20 protein-coding genes are annotated in these 17,521 nt (G+C 44.1%); all 20 read left to right on the forward strand.

Going from position 1 to position 17,521, the window contains the following annotated elements:
• Position 1: 1 nt before the first annotated feature.
• The 20 genes from fliJ (at position 2) to V6W81_RS11170 (ending at position 17,520) form a co-directional block, all read left to right on the forward strand.
• Complete coding sequence (gene fliJ, locus V6W81_RS11075) at positions 2 to 454, forward strand: flagellar export protein FliJ (RefSeq protein ID WP_056700584.1); 453 nt, start codon at positions 2 to 4, stop codon at positions 452 to 454.
• Positions 455 to 499: 45 nt separating this feature from the next.
• Positions 500 to 1,438 (forward strand): MotE family protein, encoded by a 939-nt coding sequence (locus V6W81_RS11080; RefSeq protein ID WP_338543177.1) that lies wholly within the window; start codon positions 500 to 502, stop codon positions 1,436 to 1,438.
• 55 nt (positions 1,439 to 1,493) lie between these two features.
• On the forward strand, positions 1,494 to 2,891 hold the full coding sequence (locus tag V6W81_RS11085) for a flagellar hook-length control protein FliK (protein ID WP_338543179.1): 1,398 nt from the start codon (positions 1,494 to 1,496) through the stop codon (positions 2,889 to 2,891).
• Positions 2,892 to 2,909: 18 nt separating this feature from the next.
• Entirely contained in the window at positions 2,910 to 3,485 is a 576-nt protein-coding gene (locus V6W81_RS11090; protein WP_145046305.1) for a flagellar hook capping FlgD N-terminal domain-containing protein, read from the forward strand.
• Positions 3,482 to 3,865, forward strand: a complete 384-nt coding sequence (locus tag V6W81_RS11095; protein ID WP_239289526.1) for a TIGR02530 family flagellar biosynthesis protein — start codon at positions 3,482 to 3,484, stop codon at positions 3,863 to 3,865. Before V6W81_RS11090 ends, V6W81_RS11095 begins: the two co-directional genes overlap by 4 nt.
• 82 nt (positions 3,866 to 3,947) lie before the next feature.
• Positions 3,948 to 4,766 (forward strand): flagellar basal body rod protein FlgG, encoded by an 819-nt coding sequence (flgG, locus tag V6W81_RS11100; protein WP_145046309.1) that lies wholly within the window; start codon positions 3,948 to 3,950, stop codon positions 4,764 to 4,766.
• 68 nt (positions 4,767 to 4,834) lie between these two features.
• Complete coding sequence (locus V6W81_RS11105; protein WP_056700597.1) at positions 4,835 to 5,056, forward strand: flagellar FlbD family protein; 222 nt, start codon at positions 4,835 to 4,837, stop codon at positions 5,054 to 5,056.
• Positions 5,056 to 5,517, forward strand: a complete 462-nt coding sequence (locus V6W81_RS11110; RefSeq protein ID WP_056700598.1) for a flagellar basal body-associated FliL family protein — start codon at positions 5,056 to 5,058, stop codon at positions 5,515 to 5,517. The genes V6W81_RS11105 and V6W81_RS11110 overlap by 1 nt, the downstream gene beginning before the upstream one ends.
• Before the next feature lie 41 nt (positions 5,518 to 5,558).
• Positions 5,559 to 6,557, forward strand: a complete 999-nt coding sequence (fliM, locus tag V6W81_RS11115) for a flagellar motor switch protein FliM (RefSeq protein WP_338543184.1) — start codon at positions 5,559 to 5,561, stop codon at positions 6,555 to 6,557.
• A complete protein-coding gene (fliY, locus tag V6W81_RS11120; protein WP_338543185.1) occupies positions 6,547 to 7,866 on the forward strand; it encodes a flagellar motor switch phosphatase FliY in 1,320 nt (439 codons plus the stop codon). Before fliM ends, fliY begins: the two co-directional genes overlap by 11 nt.
• 28 nt (positions 7,867 to 7,894) lie before the next feature.
• Positions 7,895 to 8,260 (forward strand): response regulator, encoded by a 366-nt coding sequence (locus tag V6W81_RS11125; protein WP_128101407.1) that lies wholly within the window; start codon positions 7,895 to 7,897, stop codon positions 8,258 to 8,260.
• Between the two features lie 11 nt (positions 8,261 to 8,271).
• Complete coding sequence (locus V6W81_RS11130) at positions 8,272 to 8,790, forward strand: flagellar biosynthetic protein FliO (protein ID WP_430701347.1); 519 nt, start codon at positions 8,272 to 8,274, stop codon at positions 8,788 to 8,790.
• Positions 8,791 to 8,798: 8 nt separating this feature from the next.
• A complete protein-coding gene (gene fliP, locus V6W81_RS11135; protein WP_307214248.1) occupies positions 8,799 to 9,554 on the forward strand; it encodes a flagellar type III secretion system pore protein FliP in 756 nt (251 codons plus the stop codon).
• A 25-nt stretch (positions 9,555 to 9,579) separates the two neighbouring features.
• Positions 9,580 to 9,849 carry a flagellar biosynthesis protein FliQ gene (gene fliQ, locus V6W81_RS11140; protein WP_056700610.1) on the forward strand — a complete coding sequence of 90 codons (270 nt, stop codon included), beginning with the start codon at positions 9,580 to 9,582 and terminating at the stop codon, positions 9,847 to 9,849.
• 10 nt (positions 9,850 to 9,859) lie between these two features.
• Positions 9,860 to 10,648, forward strand: a complete 789-nt coding sequence (gene fliR, locus V6W81_RS11145; protein WP_338543188.1) for a flagellar biosynthetic protein FliR — start codon at positions 9,860 to 9,862, stop codon at positions 10,646 to 10,648.
• Between the two features lie 23 nt (positions 10,649 to 10,671).
• Positions 10,672 to 11,754 (forward strand): flagellar biosynthesis protein FlhB, encoded by a 1,083-nt coding sequence (flhB, locus tag V6W81_RS11150; protein ID WP_338543190.1) that lies wholly within the window; start codon positions 10,672 to 10,674, stop codon positions 11,752 to 11,754.
• A gap of 25 nt (positions 11,755 to 11,779) precedes the next feature.
• Positions 11,780 to 13,813, forward strand: coding sequence for a flagellar biosynthesis protein FlhA (flhA, locus tag V6W81_RS11155; protein WP_145046320.1), 2,034 nt, complete (start codon positions 11,780 to 11,782; stop codon positions 13,811 to 13,813).
• A complete protein-coding gene (flhF, locus tag V6W81_RS11160) occupies positions 13,810 to 15,159 on the forward strand; it encodes a flagellar biosynthesis protein FlhF (protein ID WP_338543192.1) in 1,350 nt (449 codons plus the stop codon). Before flhA ends, flhF begins: the two co-directional genes overlap by 4 nt.
• On the forward strand, positions 15,156 to 16,043 hold the full coding sequence (locus V6W81_RS11165) for a MinD/ParA family protein (RefSeq protein WP_338543194.1): 888 nt from the start codon (positions 15,156 to 15,158) through the stop codon (positions 16,041 to 16,043). The genes flhF and V6W81_RS11165 overlap by 4 nt, the downstream gene beginning before the upstream one ends.
• Before the next feature lie 31 nt (positions 16,044 to 16,074).
• On the forward strand, positions 16,075 to 17,520 hold the full coding sequence (locus tag V6W81_RS11170) for a protein-glutamate methylesterase/protein-glutamine glutaminase (protein ID WP_338543196.1): 1,446 nt from the start codon (positions 16,075 to 16,077) through the stop codon (positions 17,518 to 17,520).
• Position 17,521 lies beyond the last annotated feature (1 nt).

Below are 17,521 nucleotides of genomic sequence, written 5' to 3' on the forward strand. Positions count from 1 at the left end.
GATGAAATTTCGATATCATTTCCAGAAGGTTTGTGACCTGAAGAGCAATGAGAAAACACAAGCGGAGTGGATGTTATCCACAGCCATCGGTAAACTTCAGACGGAAGAAGAGCACCTTTTACAACTTTTGAATGATAAAAATGAGCTGATCCAAGTGATCCAAACGGCAACGGAAAGCACGGCTTCTGTATCTTCTCTACAAGAAATGCAACGTTATGTTCATCACCTAGATGAATGTATTAGTAGAAAAAATACAGATGTTAAGCATGCTCAGGTCAATGTAGAACGGAATAAAACGTTTCTGAATGGCAAAATGGTTGACGAAAAAGTATGGCTTGAAGCGAGAGACAAGGCCAAGATCAAATTTCAGCAGGAGATGCTCCTCCGTGAACAGAACGATCTGGACGAGATGGCTACTGTACGCTTCGCTGCAAAAGCCGGACGGGCAATGTAATAGAAGTCTGGAAGCGAGGTTGCCCTCGTGAGGGAGGAATAAACGATGGCTGTAAGAGACACAGAGGACATGGAAAAAGAGTCAAGCGGTGGTTGGGAGAAGTTTCTGATGATCTCCATTCCAATTGTATTCACCGTTGTACTGCTTGGGGTGCTGCTCACCCTATTTAATGTAGATATTCGCAATAACTTGCTTGATTTTGCTAATAAAATTCCAGTCGTTAAGGACTGGGTACCTGAGCCTGTGTCAGATCCAGAGAAAGAGAAGCTTGAGAAGAGCGAGAAGCAAGTGGAAAGTGCTGAAGCAACAATCGAAAAGCTTAAATCTCAAGTTGCTGCAAAGGAAACGGAGCTTCAAGCAGCTAAGGATGCTACGGCTACAGAAACACAGAAAGCTAGCAATTTGCAAAAGAAATTAGACGAAGCTGAGCAGGCTGCAGAAACGGCTGCACAAGCCACTCCTGAGTCAGAGTCTGATTATCAAAAACAAATCAAAGATTTGGCTAAAATGTACGCAGACATGAGTCCAAGTAAAGCAGCACCGATTCTGCAAAACATGACGAATGAAGAAATGGTGCTCCTGCTCAGCGCAATGCAATCTACACCTCGTACTAGAGTGCTTGAGAAGATGGATCCCAAAACGGCTGCAGATGTGACCATGATGATGAAGGATGCCAAACCATCTGGTGATTTGGCCATTGATGCGCTGCAATCTAGATTGAACAAAGAAGCAACAACAACGGCAGCGGCTACAACTACCTCGAAGAATCTAGACAAAAACCAACTGAGTCAAACATTTGCTAGTATGTCAGCTTCGAGTGGTGCGAAATTACTGCTCGAGACATACAAACTCAGTCCGGATAAAACGTTAACCATTTTGAACTCAGTGGATGATGCCACTCGTTCACAGCTGCTTGAGAATATGTCCACCGAGAATTCAGTGGAAACGGCCAAAATTTTAAACAGACTGATGGGAAACAAGTAATCGGTGCATCATCTTTTTAACATGTGTTTGAACATTTGAAAGGAGGTGAGAACATATGTCGATCGTATATCAGATGACTACAGCATCCTCATCGAAAGCAACGGCAACGACTTCAACGACAGGAACCCAAGCAAAGGGAGCTACTGCAGCACCAGGGGGAGAATTTATGCAAACCCTCGCAGCATCTTTGAATGGGGGAGCAACAGAAGGAAGTAATGTGGCAGGATCTGGGATGTTAAGTGTTAATCCACTAGGTATAGCTTTGGTATCTAGCGAAGAAGGAGAGCAAACCTCTTTAGCAGATATACTTCATTCTTTGTTCAGCGACTTGGAAGCTTTAGATGATGCAATTGAGCAAGATCCATCACTTCTTGCGGAACTCCAGACCCTCATTCAGCAGATGTACGCACAGATCGCTGATGATACAGAGCAAGAGAGTGGAACTGCGGCGGATAGCGACGCGGCTCCAGAAGCATTGAAAGCCGTAACGGCTATCAACCTGACGGAACACCCGGCAGCAGCTCGTTTTGTGTTGCAGGATGCTCTTACACAAATGGCGACAAACTTGGTTAATCCAGATGGCACCCTTAATAAAAACACGAGTGAGTTTAAGAATCTCCTTCAGAATCTACAGAATCATTTACAGAACTCAGGCGTGGATTTAAGTGGTAGTAAGGGATGGTCAGATTTGAAATCAATTGTGGATACGCTAGTTGCCATGAAGGAACAGAATGTACAAGTTACTCAAGCGAGTACAGGACAAGCGCTGAATAAGCAAGATGCAGTGATCTCTCAACTTCTTATTGCTTCTGTAGCAGGTAAGGGTAATCATGCGACAACGGAGACAGGAACGAATGCATCAGTATCAGCGAGCCCAGATGTAGAATTAGATCATTCGACTGTAATCACAGCTGGTGAGTTATCTATGCGTACTTCGGGTACATCTGCAGCTAAACCTGCGGAGCCTGTTATGCAAGCATCACAGTTTGCTAAAGAAATGACGCAATTCGTTGTGAACAAGTTGGATATTGTTCAGAAGAATGGATTCTCTGAAGCGACGATTTCACTTCGTCCGGAGCATTTAGGTAAGTTGGATGTTCAGATCACGTTACAGAACGGACAATTGGTTGCTCGTTTTATGACGGAGCATACCATGGCGAAAGATATGCTTGAACAGCAGATGATGCAACTGCGTAGTTCACTTCAAGCTCAAGGAATTCAAGTAGAACGACTTGAAGTAACACAGAACAGCTCACTGGGATCTCAAATGTATCAGGATGGTGGACGTCAGCCGGGAAGTAACTCCCAGCAGCAACGTCGTTCGCGTGAGCGTGAAGAGCCATCCGATGATGCTGTAACCGCAGCAGGGATCCAGGAAGAATTGCGTAACTGGCGCAGCGAGCAAGTAGAGGGTCAGGAGCTTAAACGGGATTCGTTTACAGCAGAAGCTTAATAGAAATGAGGTGAATATATGGCTAATGAAATCGTTTCAACCAACAATACCTGGCCTAACTACTCGGCAGCGAATAAAGCAACGACAAGTGCTGCAACAAAGGAGTTAGGGAAGGATCAGTTTCTCAAAATTTTGATTACTCAGCTTCAGAACCAAGATCCGATGCAGCCAATGGAGGATAAAGAGTTTATCGCTCAGATGGCGCAGTTCAGTTCGGTTGAACAATTGGTTAACATTTCATCACAACTCAAGACTTTGAACCAATCCCTAGGTGCTGTATCTGGCATGATTGGTCGAGAGATCAGTTGGCTTTCTTCTAATAAAGCAGATAACGGAACGCTTCGTCAGGGCATTGTAGATTCAATCGTTGTTCGAGATGGTGTACAGTACGCTAAAGTGGGCAATGACGAAATCAAACTAGATGAGATTATTCAGGTAACCAATCCGAAGGAACCAGAATCAAGTGATCTGAACCAGCCGGAGCAAAGTGAACCTCAGGTTCAAAACACTACGGATATCGTGTCAGACACAAACGAAAGCCCAGTTAATCCAGAAGTAACCGAGCGGGCGGATGACAGTGAGAACTTGTTATGAGTGATCGAATAACGGTTGGGCAGTTATACACAGGGATAAATACACCGAATTTGCTGAGTCGATCCAAGCAGGGGGATTTATCCACAATGCCAGAGCGTCCCTTTGCCCAGGTGTTGGAAGATAATCTTCTGAAATTAAGTAATCACGCTGCTAAGAGATTGGAACAACGCGGCATCGAGCTGAAAAGTGAGCAAATGCAACAAATTGGTACTGCTCTAGACAAGGCTGCTGCAAAGGGAGCCAAAGAGTCTCTGATTTTGATGCAGGATCTAGCTTTTATCGTTAATGTCAAAAATCGCACCGTCGTAACTGCCATGGATAGTGAAAGTATGAAGAACAACGTATTCACTCAAATTGATAGTGCTGTCATTATATCTTAACCGGCTGGCCCTTCTCGGGAGCCGGAATGCCGCTGACCGATTGATGCGGTAAACCAATTTATGGCTGGGAGGCTTTTTTAAAATGTTGAAATCAATGTACTCAGGCGTTTCCGGGATGCGGGGTTTTCAAACAAAGCTAGATGTTATCGGTAATAATATTGCGAACGTTAATACGGTTGGTTTTAAAGGTAGCCGCGTTATGTTCAAAGATATTATGAGCCAAACGACATCTGGGGTAACTGCACCGAATGATACTGCAAATGGTGGTGTTAATGCGAAGCAAATTGGTTTGGGTGTATCTGTAGGATCTATTGATACTTTGCATTTGGCAGGAAGTCCTATGACAACAAATAACCCTACTGATTTACGCATTAATGGAGATGGATTCTTTCTAGTTTCCATGGGTGATGGGCAGGAAGTTCCGTTTCTGACTCGTGCAGGAGATTTCCATGTAGATGCTGCTCGAAATCTAGTTACGTCTGATGGGCTTTTTGTATTAGACAGTGAAGGTGAAATTATCACAATTGGTGATGACGTCGTTTCATTTACAATCGGACAGAACGGCATGATTAACCAGACAATGGCTGACGGAACTATCGAAGGCGACACTCAAATTGGGATAGGAAAAGTAGTTAACCCTGAAGGTTTGGAGAAAATCGGTGGAAACCTTTACCGAATGACAGCTAACGCTAGTCCTGAAGGTGCACTTGAAACTTTAACAGCCAACAGTGCTGAAGATGGAACTGGTGCGATTATCGCAGGTCAGCTTGAAATGTCTAACGTGGACTTGACAGGTGAATTTACAGAGATGATTGTAGCTCAACGTGGATTCCAGGCCAACTCAAGAATCATTACCACATCGGATGAAGTGCTTCAAGAAGTTGTTAACCTGAAACGTTAATGACGGTTTAGCAGTTTTTTAATTGTGTGGGGGAGTGGGTTCCCCCACGCCGAATAAGGGGGCTTAGCATGATTTCGGTGACGCGGTTAAATGGTTCTCCCATGTGGTTGAATGCGCTGATGGTGGAGATCGTTGAAGAGACGCCAGATACGTATATAACTCTTGTCACAGGAAAGAGACTCATTGTGCTGGAAAAGGCGGATGAAGTCATTTCCAAAATTAAAGAATACAACCGTGAAATTGGGGTTCAGGCGGCCACCATCAAAGTGCAACAAACGGAGGAATCCTGATGAAAAAGATGATGCCCTGGATTGCAATGAGCCTGCTTGCTATAACACTCATTGCGGTGGTTGTGTTTGTATTTATGCAAACTCAGAACGGGAACAACGCTGATGCACATAAGTCTGCTGCTGTAGTAGAAAAGAAGAAGACTGCAGATGAGATTGTCGAAGTAACATCAGAAATTACAGACATAAAAACGAATCTAGCAGATACAAATCACATTTTACAAGCGAAGTTATCCTTTGAGCTAGCAGATGCTAAATCAAAAGAAGAATTTGAGAAGATCAAAGAAATTACGGTAAAACCGATTATTATTCAGACCCTAGCAGATACACAACCAGAAGAATTAAAAACAGCTAAAGGCCGTTCTGATTTTAACACCAAGCTTACAGAATTAATCAATAATGCCTTACCAGAACCGAAACTGAGCAGTACTAGCTTCACTGATTTCTTAATGGTACCTATGTAATATGAACAGAACACGCTGTAAACCTGTAAGGGGGTGAGAACATGGTGGATGTATTATCACAAAATGAGATTGATGCCCTATTAGCAGCACTTTCCTCAGGTGAGATGGATGCTGAGGAATTGAAAAAGGAAGAAACTCAGAAGAAAATTAGATCTTACGATTTTAAGCGGGCAGTGCGCTTTTCAAAGGATCATATTCGAAGTTTGACCCGGATTCACGAAAACTTTGCACGCTTTCTCACCACTTATTTTTCAGCCCAACTGCGGACGTTCGTTCAGATCAATGTCGTTCAGGTTGAACAATTGCCTTATGATGAATTTATCCGTTCGATACCAAAAATGACCATATTAAATATCTTTGAGGCCGAGCCTTTGCAAGGTCGCATGGTTATGGAGGTACATCCAAACGTTGGTTATGCAATGCTGGATCGACTGCTTGGTGGAACGGGCAGTGCACCGGCCAAAATAGCTTCAATGACTGAAATTGAGACAACCATTATGGAGCGGATCTTTAGCCGGGCATTTGAAAGCTTGCAGGAAGCATGGAAAACGGTGCTGGATATTTCACCAAGGTTGGAAGCGTTGGAGACTAACCCGCAATTCATGCAAATTGTATCACCCAATGAAACGATTGCACTGATCTCACTGAGCACTAAAATCGGTGACACAACAGGCATGATCAATTTGTGTATCCCGCATGTCGTTCTTGAACCCATTATGTCACGATTGTCTACGCATCAATGGTTTGTTTCCGAGAAAAAGACCAGAGCTCCGGAAGAGTACGAAGCCCTCAGGGAACGTGTCAATAAGGCTAAATTGCCAGTGGTCGCCGAACTCGGAGAGTCCAGAATTTCCATTTCAGAGTTTTTGGGTTTATCGGTTGGGGACGTCATTACGTTAAACAAACCGGTTGAGGAAGGCTTATCCATTAAAGTTGGCGACAGGCTGAAGTATATGGGCAGTCCGGGAACGATTAAAGACCGTGTGGCTATACAAATAGACGAGATTGTCACCGAAGGAGTTGAAGAATTTGACGAGTAAGGATTATTTATCCCAGGATGAGATCGATGCTTTGCTCAGGCAATCTGAATCGATCAGCAGCTCTGAGCCAGCAGAGAAGACGGTTGACGATTTTTTGACCGAGCTGGAGCAAGATGCTCTGGGCGAAATTGGGAATATCACTTTTGGTAGTGCAGCTACAGCTTTGTCCACCTTGTTGGGACTCAAAGTGGATATCACGACACCTAAAGTATCGGTTATTAGCCGATCACGGTTTGAAGAAGCATTTCCTAAGCCTCATGTTGCCGTCCATGTCAATTATGTCGATGGATTCGAAGGAATTAACTCGCTCGTTATCAAAAAACGCGATGCTCAAGTTATTGCTGACTTGATGCTTGGGGGCGAGGGCAATCCAGCAGATGAGGAATTGAATGAAATTCATATCAGCGCTGTGCAGGAAGCTATGAATCAGATGATGGGTTCTTCTGCTACATCCATGTCTACGATATTTAATCGTTTCGTGAATATTTCTCCTCCAGGGATTGATATTCTCAACATGGAAAGTGGTGAGGGTGTAAGCAACCTTCCAGAAGATGAGACTCTCATTCAAGTATCCTTCCGGTTGTTGATTGGTGATCTGATTGATTCCAATCTGATGCAATTGCTTCCTGTTCATTTCGCGAAGCACATGGTTGAATTGTTGATTGGCGGTGCACAAGAGTCTACAGCGAATACACCTGCTCCAGCAGCACCAGAGCCTGTACAGACGCCAGAGCCTCAGGCACCGACACCGGCGGCAGCTCCACCACAACCACCGGTACAGCAGCAGATGCCACCACAGGCGGCACCGCAGCCACCAGCGCAGGATTACAACAGTTATGGACAAGCACCAATGGGGATGCCGCAAGGAATGCCTCAGGGAATGCCGCCACAGCAACCGTATGGAATGCCACCACAGCAACCATATGCTATGCCGCCACAGCCGCATTATGGTGAACCACAGCACTACGGCGGTGTACCGAATAGGAATGTAAATGTGCAGCCAGTACAGTTTGCTAATTTGCAAAATGGTGCATACAGTCAGGTTGATGAAAACAATTTGAATTTATTGATGGACATTCCCCTTAAAGTCACCGTAGAATTAGGAAGGACCCAAAAGCAAATTAAGGATATATTGGAACTATCACAAGGTTCAATTGTCGAGCTTGACAAACTAGCCGGCGAACCTGTCGATATTTTGGTTAATAACAAGCTGATCGCCAAGGGAGAAGTTGTCGTTATCGACGAAAACTTTGGTGTTCGTGTTATAGATATCGTAAGCCAATGGGACCGAATTCAGAAATTACAATAAGCACAATTTAGGGAGGACTTGAATCAAGATGGCAAACCGAATTTTAGTCGTGGACGACGCTGCATTTATGAGAATGATGATCCGGGACATTTTGTCCAAAAACGGATATGAGGTCGTTGGCGAGGCTCAGGATGGAGCACAAGCAATTGAGAAATTTAAGGAACTTCGTCCTGATCTGATCACGATGGATATCACCATGCCTGAGATGGATGGAATCGCAGCTCTGAAAGAAATCAAAAAAATTGATGGCAATGCCAAAGTGATTATGTGCTCTGCAATGGGCCAACAAGCGATGGTAATCGATGCAATTCAAGCGGGAGCCAAAGATTTCATCGTTAAGCCATTCCAGTCCGACCGCGTTATTGAAGCGATCAGCAAAACACTGGGCGTGTAAGAGATATGATGATGGCTCAGGATGGAAGTCCATATGCGGGTACCAATTATTATTTGCAGCTTGTTTGGGTGATTGTTGTCCTGGCCGTCATCCTAGCCCTTATCGTCTACTTGATTCGTTTTCTCAATAAACGGAATCAGCAGTGGTTTCGTAACGGCACAGTCCGGATTTTAGGCGGAGTTGGGCTCGGGCCTAATAAATCACTACAGATTATTGAAATTGGCGGTAACGTTTATCTACTTGGTGTAGGTGAGGATATTCAACTTGTAGATAAAATTTCTGATCTGGATGAGGCACAGCGGATCATTGATTCGTTTGAACGAGAAGCTTCTGCATCAAATGGAAGCCTCTCGCCTCTCATCAACAAGCTAGCTGCTCGTTTCCGCAAAGAAGAACCACCACGGGAAATAGAGCTAGAAGATACAACCTCTTTTCACGAATTGTTTGAATCCAAACTTCGGCAGATGCCTAACCGAAAAGAGAAGATGGAGAAGCTGCTTAAAGAAGAAGACAATACTACAGATCGGTAGAGGGATTCATGAAGAAAAAGATTTGGCTAGCATGTTGTTTGATGGGGCTGATCAGCCTGGCGTCCGTAACAGTCGCCTTTGCCGAACCGATACCGAATATTGATATTCAAATCGGAAATGGGGATGGGGGAGCACCAAGTACAAGCTCATTATCGCTCATCCTATTAATTACGGTACTGAGTATCGCACCGGCATTACTGGTACTGATGACCAGTTTTACCCGAATTGTTATCGTTCTTGGTTTTGTGCGAACTTCCTTGGGGACACAGCAAATGCCACCCAATCAGGTGCTTGTCGGGTTAGCGCTCTTCTTGACATTATTCATTATGTCACCGACATTGTCTTCGATTAATCAGGTAGCACTTCAGCCCTATCTTCAAGGAGAAATTACGCAAACTGAGGCATTGGAAAAGGCAGCAGACCCGATAAAGAAATTTATGTTCTCCCACACTAGGGAGAAGGACCTATTGCTTTTTATGAAATACAATCAAACCGAACAGCCTAGTTCGTATCAAGATATACCGCTCACTGTTATGGTGCCGGCATATGCAATCAGTGAATTAAAGACAGCATTTCAGATGGGATTTATGATTTTCATTCCGTTTCTGGTCATAGACATTGTTGTAGCTAGTACACTGATGGCTATGGGGATGATGATGCTTCCGCCGGTTATGATCTCATTACCTTTCAAAATACTATTATTTGTCCTCGTGGATGGATGGTATCTGGTAGTGAAGTCACTGTTGCTGAGTTTTAATACTTGAGCCGGAAAAGTAAAGGAGGACGGTCATGACTTCGGAATTTATTATCGGTCTGGCCGGGAAAGCAGTTTATACAGCACTGTTGGCCAGCGCACCCATGCTTATACTTGCTCTGGTTGTAGGTCTAATGATCAGCATATTTCAAGCGACAACTCAGATTCAGGAACAGACCTTGGCTTTTGTGCCAAAAATTGTTGCCGTATTACTGGCAGTACTATTGTTTGGACCATGGATATTGAATATATTGGTCGACTTCACCTACAACATACTCGATAATTTATACAGATATATAGGTTAGGCTTTTGCAGATGGAGACATTGTTGCAAAGTTATCCTGTCGCCCTGCTTATGTTTTGTCGAATTGCATCATTTTTTGTAACGGCACCTGTCTTTTCAGCTCGAAATGTGCCTAACACGTTTAAAATTGGAATTTCGGCATTTGTCACGTTAACCGTGTACTTGATCTATGGCATTAATCAGGAGGTTCCTACAGATCTAAGTTACATTCTACTGGTCATTAGAGAAATTCTCATAGGCCTGTTGCTGGGCTTCGTAGCGTATCTTATTATGACTGCTGTACAGACAGCAGGAGCGTTTATTGATTTTCAGATTGGATTTGCCATGGCGAACGTTTATGATCCAATGACTGGTGCTTCCGCACCACTTACGGGTAACTTCAAGTACGCATTTGCCATGCTGTTATTTCTGACGATGAATGGTCATCACTACTTGCTAGATGCGATCGTATACAGTTATCGTTGGATACCATTATCCAATGCATTTTTTATTCGTTTGGCAGATGGAAGTATAGCAGAATTTTTAGTACGAACGTTAGGCGAGACATTCATGCTTGCATTTCAGATGTCTGCACCGATTGTCGTTGCTTTGTTCTTGACAGACGTAGGTTTAGGCTTTCTAGCCAAAACAGCTCCTCAATTCAACGTATTTGCTGTTGGTATGCCGCTTAAGGTACTTGTCGGGATTGCTATTTTGCTTTTACTGGTTCCGAGTTTTTCCTTTGTATTTAGTCAATTGTTCGAAGTAATGTTCAGATCCATGGAAAAATTGCTTGGGACCATTGGACAGAGGCCGGGCTGAGTGAAATGGAGGACAAGACCCAAATGAAATATCAACTCGACCTCCAGTTGTTTGCAGGAGAAAAGACGGAAAAGGCGACACCGAATAAGAGACAGGAAACACGTAAAAAGGGACAGGTCGTCAAAAGTATGGAGATATCCGGTGCTGCGATTCTCCTGTTCACCTTTTTGATCTTTATGTTTTTTAGTGACTTCTATAAGGAACGCATGGTTAGGCTTTTCACGGATATTTTCATTAACCGGCTAAGCATGCAACTCACTGGTGAGAATGTAATGGCGCTTATGATGCGTTATGGCATCGAGGTTATGTTGTTACTTGCTCCTGTGTTGCTAGGGGTTGCCCTTATTGCTCTAATCGTAAACTATATGCAGGTTGGGTTTCTACTTGTAGGAGAAGGGCTTAAGCCAAAGCTTGAAAAGCTTGATCCAATCAAAGGCTTCAAAAATATTTTCTCATTGCGTTCAGTAGTGGAATTCGCTAAATCCGTATTAAAAATGTCGATTATAGGTTATCTCGTGTACAGCACAATCATCAGTTACCAATCAGACATTGCTTCACTTTCACATTTTTCTGTGGATGCTATTTTACACTTTGCAGCTTCAATTACACTAAGTTTAGGTGTCAAAATTGCAGTTGCACTTATGATTCTTGCGATTTTCGACTACATGTATCAGAAATATGATTATGAGAAAAACATCCGAATGTCCAAACAGGACATCAAGGATGAGTACAAAAAAATGGAAGGTGACCCACTGATCAAGGGTAAAATTCGAGAGCGCCAACGTCGTATGGCTATGCAGCGCATGATGCAGGAAGTTCCGAATGCTGATGTGATCATCACAAACCCAACTCACTTTGCGGTTGCGCTGAAGTATGAGGGGGCAGAGATGGAGGCACCTCAGATCATTGCCAAAGGTCAGGACTACGTCGCCTTACGTATTAAAGAAATAGCCAAAGAAAACGGCGTCATTACGATGGAAAACAAGCCGCTGGCACGGGCGTTGTTCCAGAGAGCTGAGATTGGAGACGCCATACCTGCTGATTTGTTTCAAGCGGTAGCTGAAGTGCTGGCTTATGTATATAAATTAAAGGGCAGAACGAAATAAAAGGGGATCGGAGGCCGTACATTCATTGAAAACTAAAGATATTGCTGTCCTTGCGGGTATCATCGGCATCGTATTGATGATGATTCTCCCGATCCCAACCTGGTTGTTGGACATGCTACTCGTTATCAACATTTCAATTGCGCTCATGATTTTGCTCGTTGCAATGAACAGCAAAGAAGCACTCCAGTTCTCGATCTTCCCGGCGATGTTGTTGATTACAACGTTGTTCCGACTAGCGCTGAACATCTCAACAACCAAATTGATTCTTGGTGAAGGGGATGCGGGATCAGTCGTAGCGACCTTCGGTAGCTGGATTGCGGGTGGACAGATTGCAATAGGGTTTATCGTGTTCCTGATCCTCGTTGTAGTTCAGTTTATCGTTATCACAAAGGGTTCCGAGCGTGTAGCTGAGGTTGCAGCTCGTTTTACTCTCGATGCGATGCCTGGTAAACAAATGAGTATTGATGCGGATTTGAATGCTGGTCTAATTAACGAGCAACAAGCCCGTGAACGTCGTACTAAGATTGAACGAGAAGCTGACTTTTACGGAGCTATGGATGGAGCAAGCAAATTCGTTAAAGGGGATGCGATAGCGAGTATCATTATCCTCATTATTAATCTCATTGGCGGATTTATTATCGGAATGACAGTACACGGAATGGCCTTTGCAGATGCACTTTCTACTTACTCCGTGTTGACCATCGGGGATGGTCTGGTAAGTCAAATTCCAGCGCTTCTGATCTCAACAGCTGCCGGTCTGATTGTTACACGAGCGTCATCAGAAGGAAATCTTGCGGATGATATTACGGGGCAATTATTTACATACCCGACGCTCATTTATATTGTAGCTTTTGTCATTGCTATGTTGGGCTTCTTCACACCAATTCATGTTATTACTACATTACCTTTAGCTGTTTTACTTGCTTTTACCGCCTGGAAGATGCAGAATACGCTGAAATCCAAGCAAGTGGCCGAAGAGCAGTTGGAGGAGGAGCAACAGATCGAAGAAGTTAGAAGCCCTGAGAGTGTGATTAACCTTCTTCAAGTGGATCCGATCGAGTTCGAATTTGGGTATGGATTGATTCCACTTGCTGATAATCAGCAAGGTGGAGACTTGTTGGATCGGATTATTATGATTCGTAGACAGTGTGCCCTTGAACTTGGTTTAGTGGTTCCTGTCATTCGTATTCGAGACAACATTCAATTAAGACCTAACGAATATGTGATCAAAATCAAAGGTAATGTTGTTGGTGGCGGTGAGCTGCTTTTGAATCATTACTTAGCGATGAGTCCAGGGTATGAAGAAGAGTCTGTAACCGGTATTGAGACGACAGAGCCTGCTTTTGGACTTCCGGCTTTGTGGATTGATGAACTGACTAAAGATAGAGCAGAGCTGGCTGGTTATACGGTTGTTGATCCTCCTTCGGTAGTAGCAACACATCTGACTGAATTGATTAAGAAACATGCACATGAACTGCTGGGCAGACAAGAAACGAAAGCGCTTGTGGATAATCTCAGAGAAAATTATGCCGCTCTTGTGGATGAATTGATTCCTTCCGTTCTAGCCATTGGTGATGTTCAAAAAGTACTTGCCAAACTATTGCGCGAGAAAATATCCATACGAGACATGGTTACCATCTTCGAGACACTAGCCGATTATGGTACGTATACCAAAGATCCAGACGTTCTGACCGAGTATGTCAGACAATCGCTCTCACGTCAGATTACGCAGCAGTTCTCGCAAAAAGGTGAGACGTTAAGAGTCATCACGGTTGGGCCTGGTTTGGAGAAAAAGATTGCAGAGTCTGTACAACAATCGGATCAAGGTAGCTACCTTGCGTTAGATCCAGTTTCTACACAGAGTGTCTATCAAAAGCTGACAGAACAGGTGAATCGATTGATTCAGTCAGGTCAGCAACCCGTTGTATTAACATCTCCAACGATTCGGATGTACTTGCGGCAAGTGATTGAACGTACTATGCAGGACATACCAGTGCTTTCCTATAGCGAGTTGGAACCGAATGTTGAAATCCAAAGTGTCGGGGTGGTGAACTTATGAGAGTAAAACAATACATTGTTGAGACCATGCCCGAAGCGATGCTTCAAATTCGTAAAGACTTGGGAAGTGATGCCGTTATCTTGTCTACCAAAGAGATTAAGGTAGGCGGGGTACTCGGTATGTTTCGCAAAAAGAGGATTGAAGTTGTAGCTGCAGTTGATAAGGAAGAGAAAAAAGAAGCGAAGAAGCAAGCTCAACCTCAGTTTGCACCTGTACCGCGCGCCTTTGTTCCTGAAGCCTATCGTCAAACAGCTCGTACGTTTGATAAGGCTTCAGATGCGCCAGCTTCTAGATCAACCGATCATTCGTCAACTGAAGAACGTGCGGATGCTAATCCTGTGTTTGAATCGAGTCAGCTTGATTCAAACACAGATAAGAGCAAATCTGATTTGAACCTCGATTATAAACCGCGACCGGAAGGGGCGGATTTTTCGGGTTCAAGCTCTCCCTCTATACAGCAGGGCAATAATTTAGATCAACAACAACTGATGTCTGAACTGCAAGACCTAAAACAGATGATGTCCAAGATATCCAAGCTAGGAATCGCGGAAGACAATTTACCAGAACAACTGCGCCTCGTAAGAGATCGTCTGAACGCGCAAGAAGTTTGGGCAGATGTATCGGAATCTTGGATCGAAGTTGTACAGCGGCAAATCAATGAGAACGAGTTGAATGAAGATAACATTCATGATGCCCTCGAACAAGAAATTACTCATTTTTTGAAAGATCGTATCGTAGAAGGTATTCTTCCTACCACTAGAATCGTGTATGTAGCTGGACCCACGGGGGTAGGGAAAACAACCACGATTGCCAAGTTGGCTGCCGAACAGATGTTTAAGAACCAACGTAAAGTTGGATTCATCACTTCCGATACTTACCGGATATCGGCAGTGGAACAGCTTAGAACGTATGCTTCTATCTTGAATGTTCCACTTGAGGTGGTACAATCTCCCGGTGATACTCAGCGAGCCATATCTCGTCTACAGGAATGTGATCTGATCTTTATGGACACGGCCGGAAGAAATTATAGGAATGAGCTACTAGTTTCTGAGTTACAAAGCCTATTGGCTCCAGTTGAGAACAGTGAAACCTTTTTGGTTATGAGCATGACATCCAAAAGTACAGATATGGTTCAGATCACAGAACACTTTAGCAAATATGGTCTGGACAAGGTAATCTTCACGAAGATGGACGAAACAGGCAGTTGTGGCTCCATGTTCAACCTGTTATATCAGTTCCCGCTAAAACTCGCGTATGTCACGAATGGACAAAATGTTCCTGATGATCTGCTGAAACCTGAGGCGAGCGCGCTCACGAAACAATTGTTGGGAGAGCGAGCCCAATGAAAGACCAGGCAGCCTCACTCAGAAGCATGGTTCCTTCCCGAGATGGTATAAACGGAGTCGATTCGGCGAAACGTTCCTCCAAAATCATTACCATTGCTAGTGGAAAAGGTGGAGTTGGAAAATCAAATTTCACTTTGAATTTTGCGCTGGCCTTGCAATCCTTAGGAAGGAAAGTACTCGTTTTTGATGCAGATATAGGGATGGCTAATATTGATGTATTGATGGGAACTTCTTCTCCTTATAATCTGTATCATTTATTGTATCGGCAGAAATCCATTCAGGAAATTATCCAGCTTGGTGCAGGTGGCCTGCCATATATCGCAGGTGGTTCAGGAATGAAAGAGTTGTTTTCGTTGTCTGACCGAGATCTTGAGTTTTTTGCACAACAAGTAGAAGAGATTGCCCAGGAAATGGATTACGTGATCTTTGATACAGGAGCCGGACTCTCAAGAGAAAATATGAAATTTATTGGTGCTGCTGATGAATGCTTAATCGTAACCACACCTGAACCGACCTCAATAACCGATGCTTATGCTTTAGTTAAAGTTATGCATGGCCAAGAAAATGCTACACCCTTTCGAATGATTGTTAACCGGGTGGAAGACGAACAAGAGGCGCAGCGAGTGGCAGAGAAGATAGCTGGAGTAGCAAAGCGTTTTTTGCAGACGGATATCCCACTTCTAGGGTACATCTCAGAAGATATCCAGGTGGTAAAGGCGGTTAAAAGGCAGGTGCCTTTTAGCCTAGCATTCCCAAATACCAAGGCATCAAGAGACATAACGCGACTTGCTCTTCGTTATTTGGCTGTACCTGCTACAACCGGATCCGAAACCTTGACAGGAATCAGGGGATTTATGAGAAAGTGGCTTAAGAAGACAACGTGATTTCTGAAAAAAGGAAACAGGGGTGAACAACATGGCGGTGTATCAAGTATTGGTTGTCGATGATTCCGCTTTTATGCGTAAGATTGTTTCAGATTTAATTGAAGCGGATTCGGAATTCAAGGTGGCAGCAACAGCAGCAAACGGGAAAGAAGCTATCCAAAAAGCACTGGATGTAAAGCCCGATATTATAACTATGGATGTTGAAATGCCTGAGATGAACGGTCTTGACGCATTGCAGGGTATCATGAAGCAGTCCTATGTTCCAGTTATTATGTTATCGGGTATTAATGAACAAGGCATGAAAGAGACCATTATGGCTCTGGAGGCCGGGGCATTTGACTTTATTCGCAAGCCATCTATATCGCATGATCAAGATATTGCCCAGGTAGGGAAAGCATTGGTTGAGCGTATGAGAGCAGCGATGAATGAAGTTGAACGAAAAGCGAACCGTGAGGCGTCCCTGCAGAAACGAGAGGAGGCTCAGGGTAACCTGATGAATCAATCTCAGCGAATACAGCGGGATGTAGCCGCTGTGCCGTCGCGTAGGGAACTTGACCAGAAAAAAATAGAACCTGCAAAACTTGAAAAACGAGCGAGCAGTGAACAAACTCCCTCTGTTCCATCCAAAGTTATACCGAAGAACACACCGCTACTGAGTCAAAAGCCAGCACGTGTGGATCAAAAGACAGAGGTTTCTAAGAGTTCAGATCGTAAGCTTGAACCTAAAGAAATTAAAGAGTTGAGACCGAATAAGCCTGCTGCACCGTCTAAGGAAATCCGATCCGCACGTATTCAACGTGTGGCAGCCGACCAAGTGGCTGCTACGTCTATATCGGGGAATACACCTGAAAAAAGTCGAGTAGCTCCTATGCAAAGAGGTGTACCGTCCTTAGAGGTTGGATTTAACAAGCTTGTGGCGATTGGGTGCTCAACAGGTGGGCCAAGGGCTCTCAAAACGTTGCTAGAGCAGTTGCCTGCTGATCTTCCGGCTCCTGTGATTATTGTGCAGCACATGCCACCCAATTTCACCAGATCACTTGCCCAGCGATTAAATACGTTCAGTCCACTTCATGTGGTAGAAGCCGAAGAAGGAATGATTCTGAAAAAAGGAACAGCGTATATTGCTCCTGGCGGATATCACATCAAAGTAAACAGAACGTCGGATGGCAAATTCATTCTGAAGCTTACAGAGGAACATCCGGTTAATGGCCACAGACCATCAGTCGATACGATGTTCGAATCTCTTTTGCCGCACACATCGCTGCAGCGTCATTTGGTCTTACTGACTGGGATGGGAAGTGACGGGGCTCGTATGATGAAGAAATTATACGAATCAGGTGTCACTTCAACGTTTGCAGAGAATGAAGAAACATGTGTTGTATATGGAATGCCGCGTTCTGCTGTAGAGCTGCAATGCGTACGGCATCTCCTGCCTTTGCAGGAGATTGCGCCAAAACTTGTTCAAGCTGTGAAATAAA

The organism is Paenibacillus tundrae, assembly GCF_036884255.1.
Lineage (GTDB): Bacteria > Bacillota > Bacilli > Paenibacillales > Paenibacillaceae > Paenibacillus.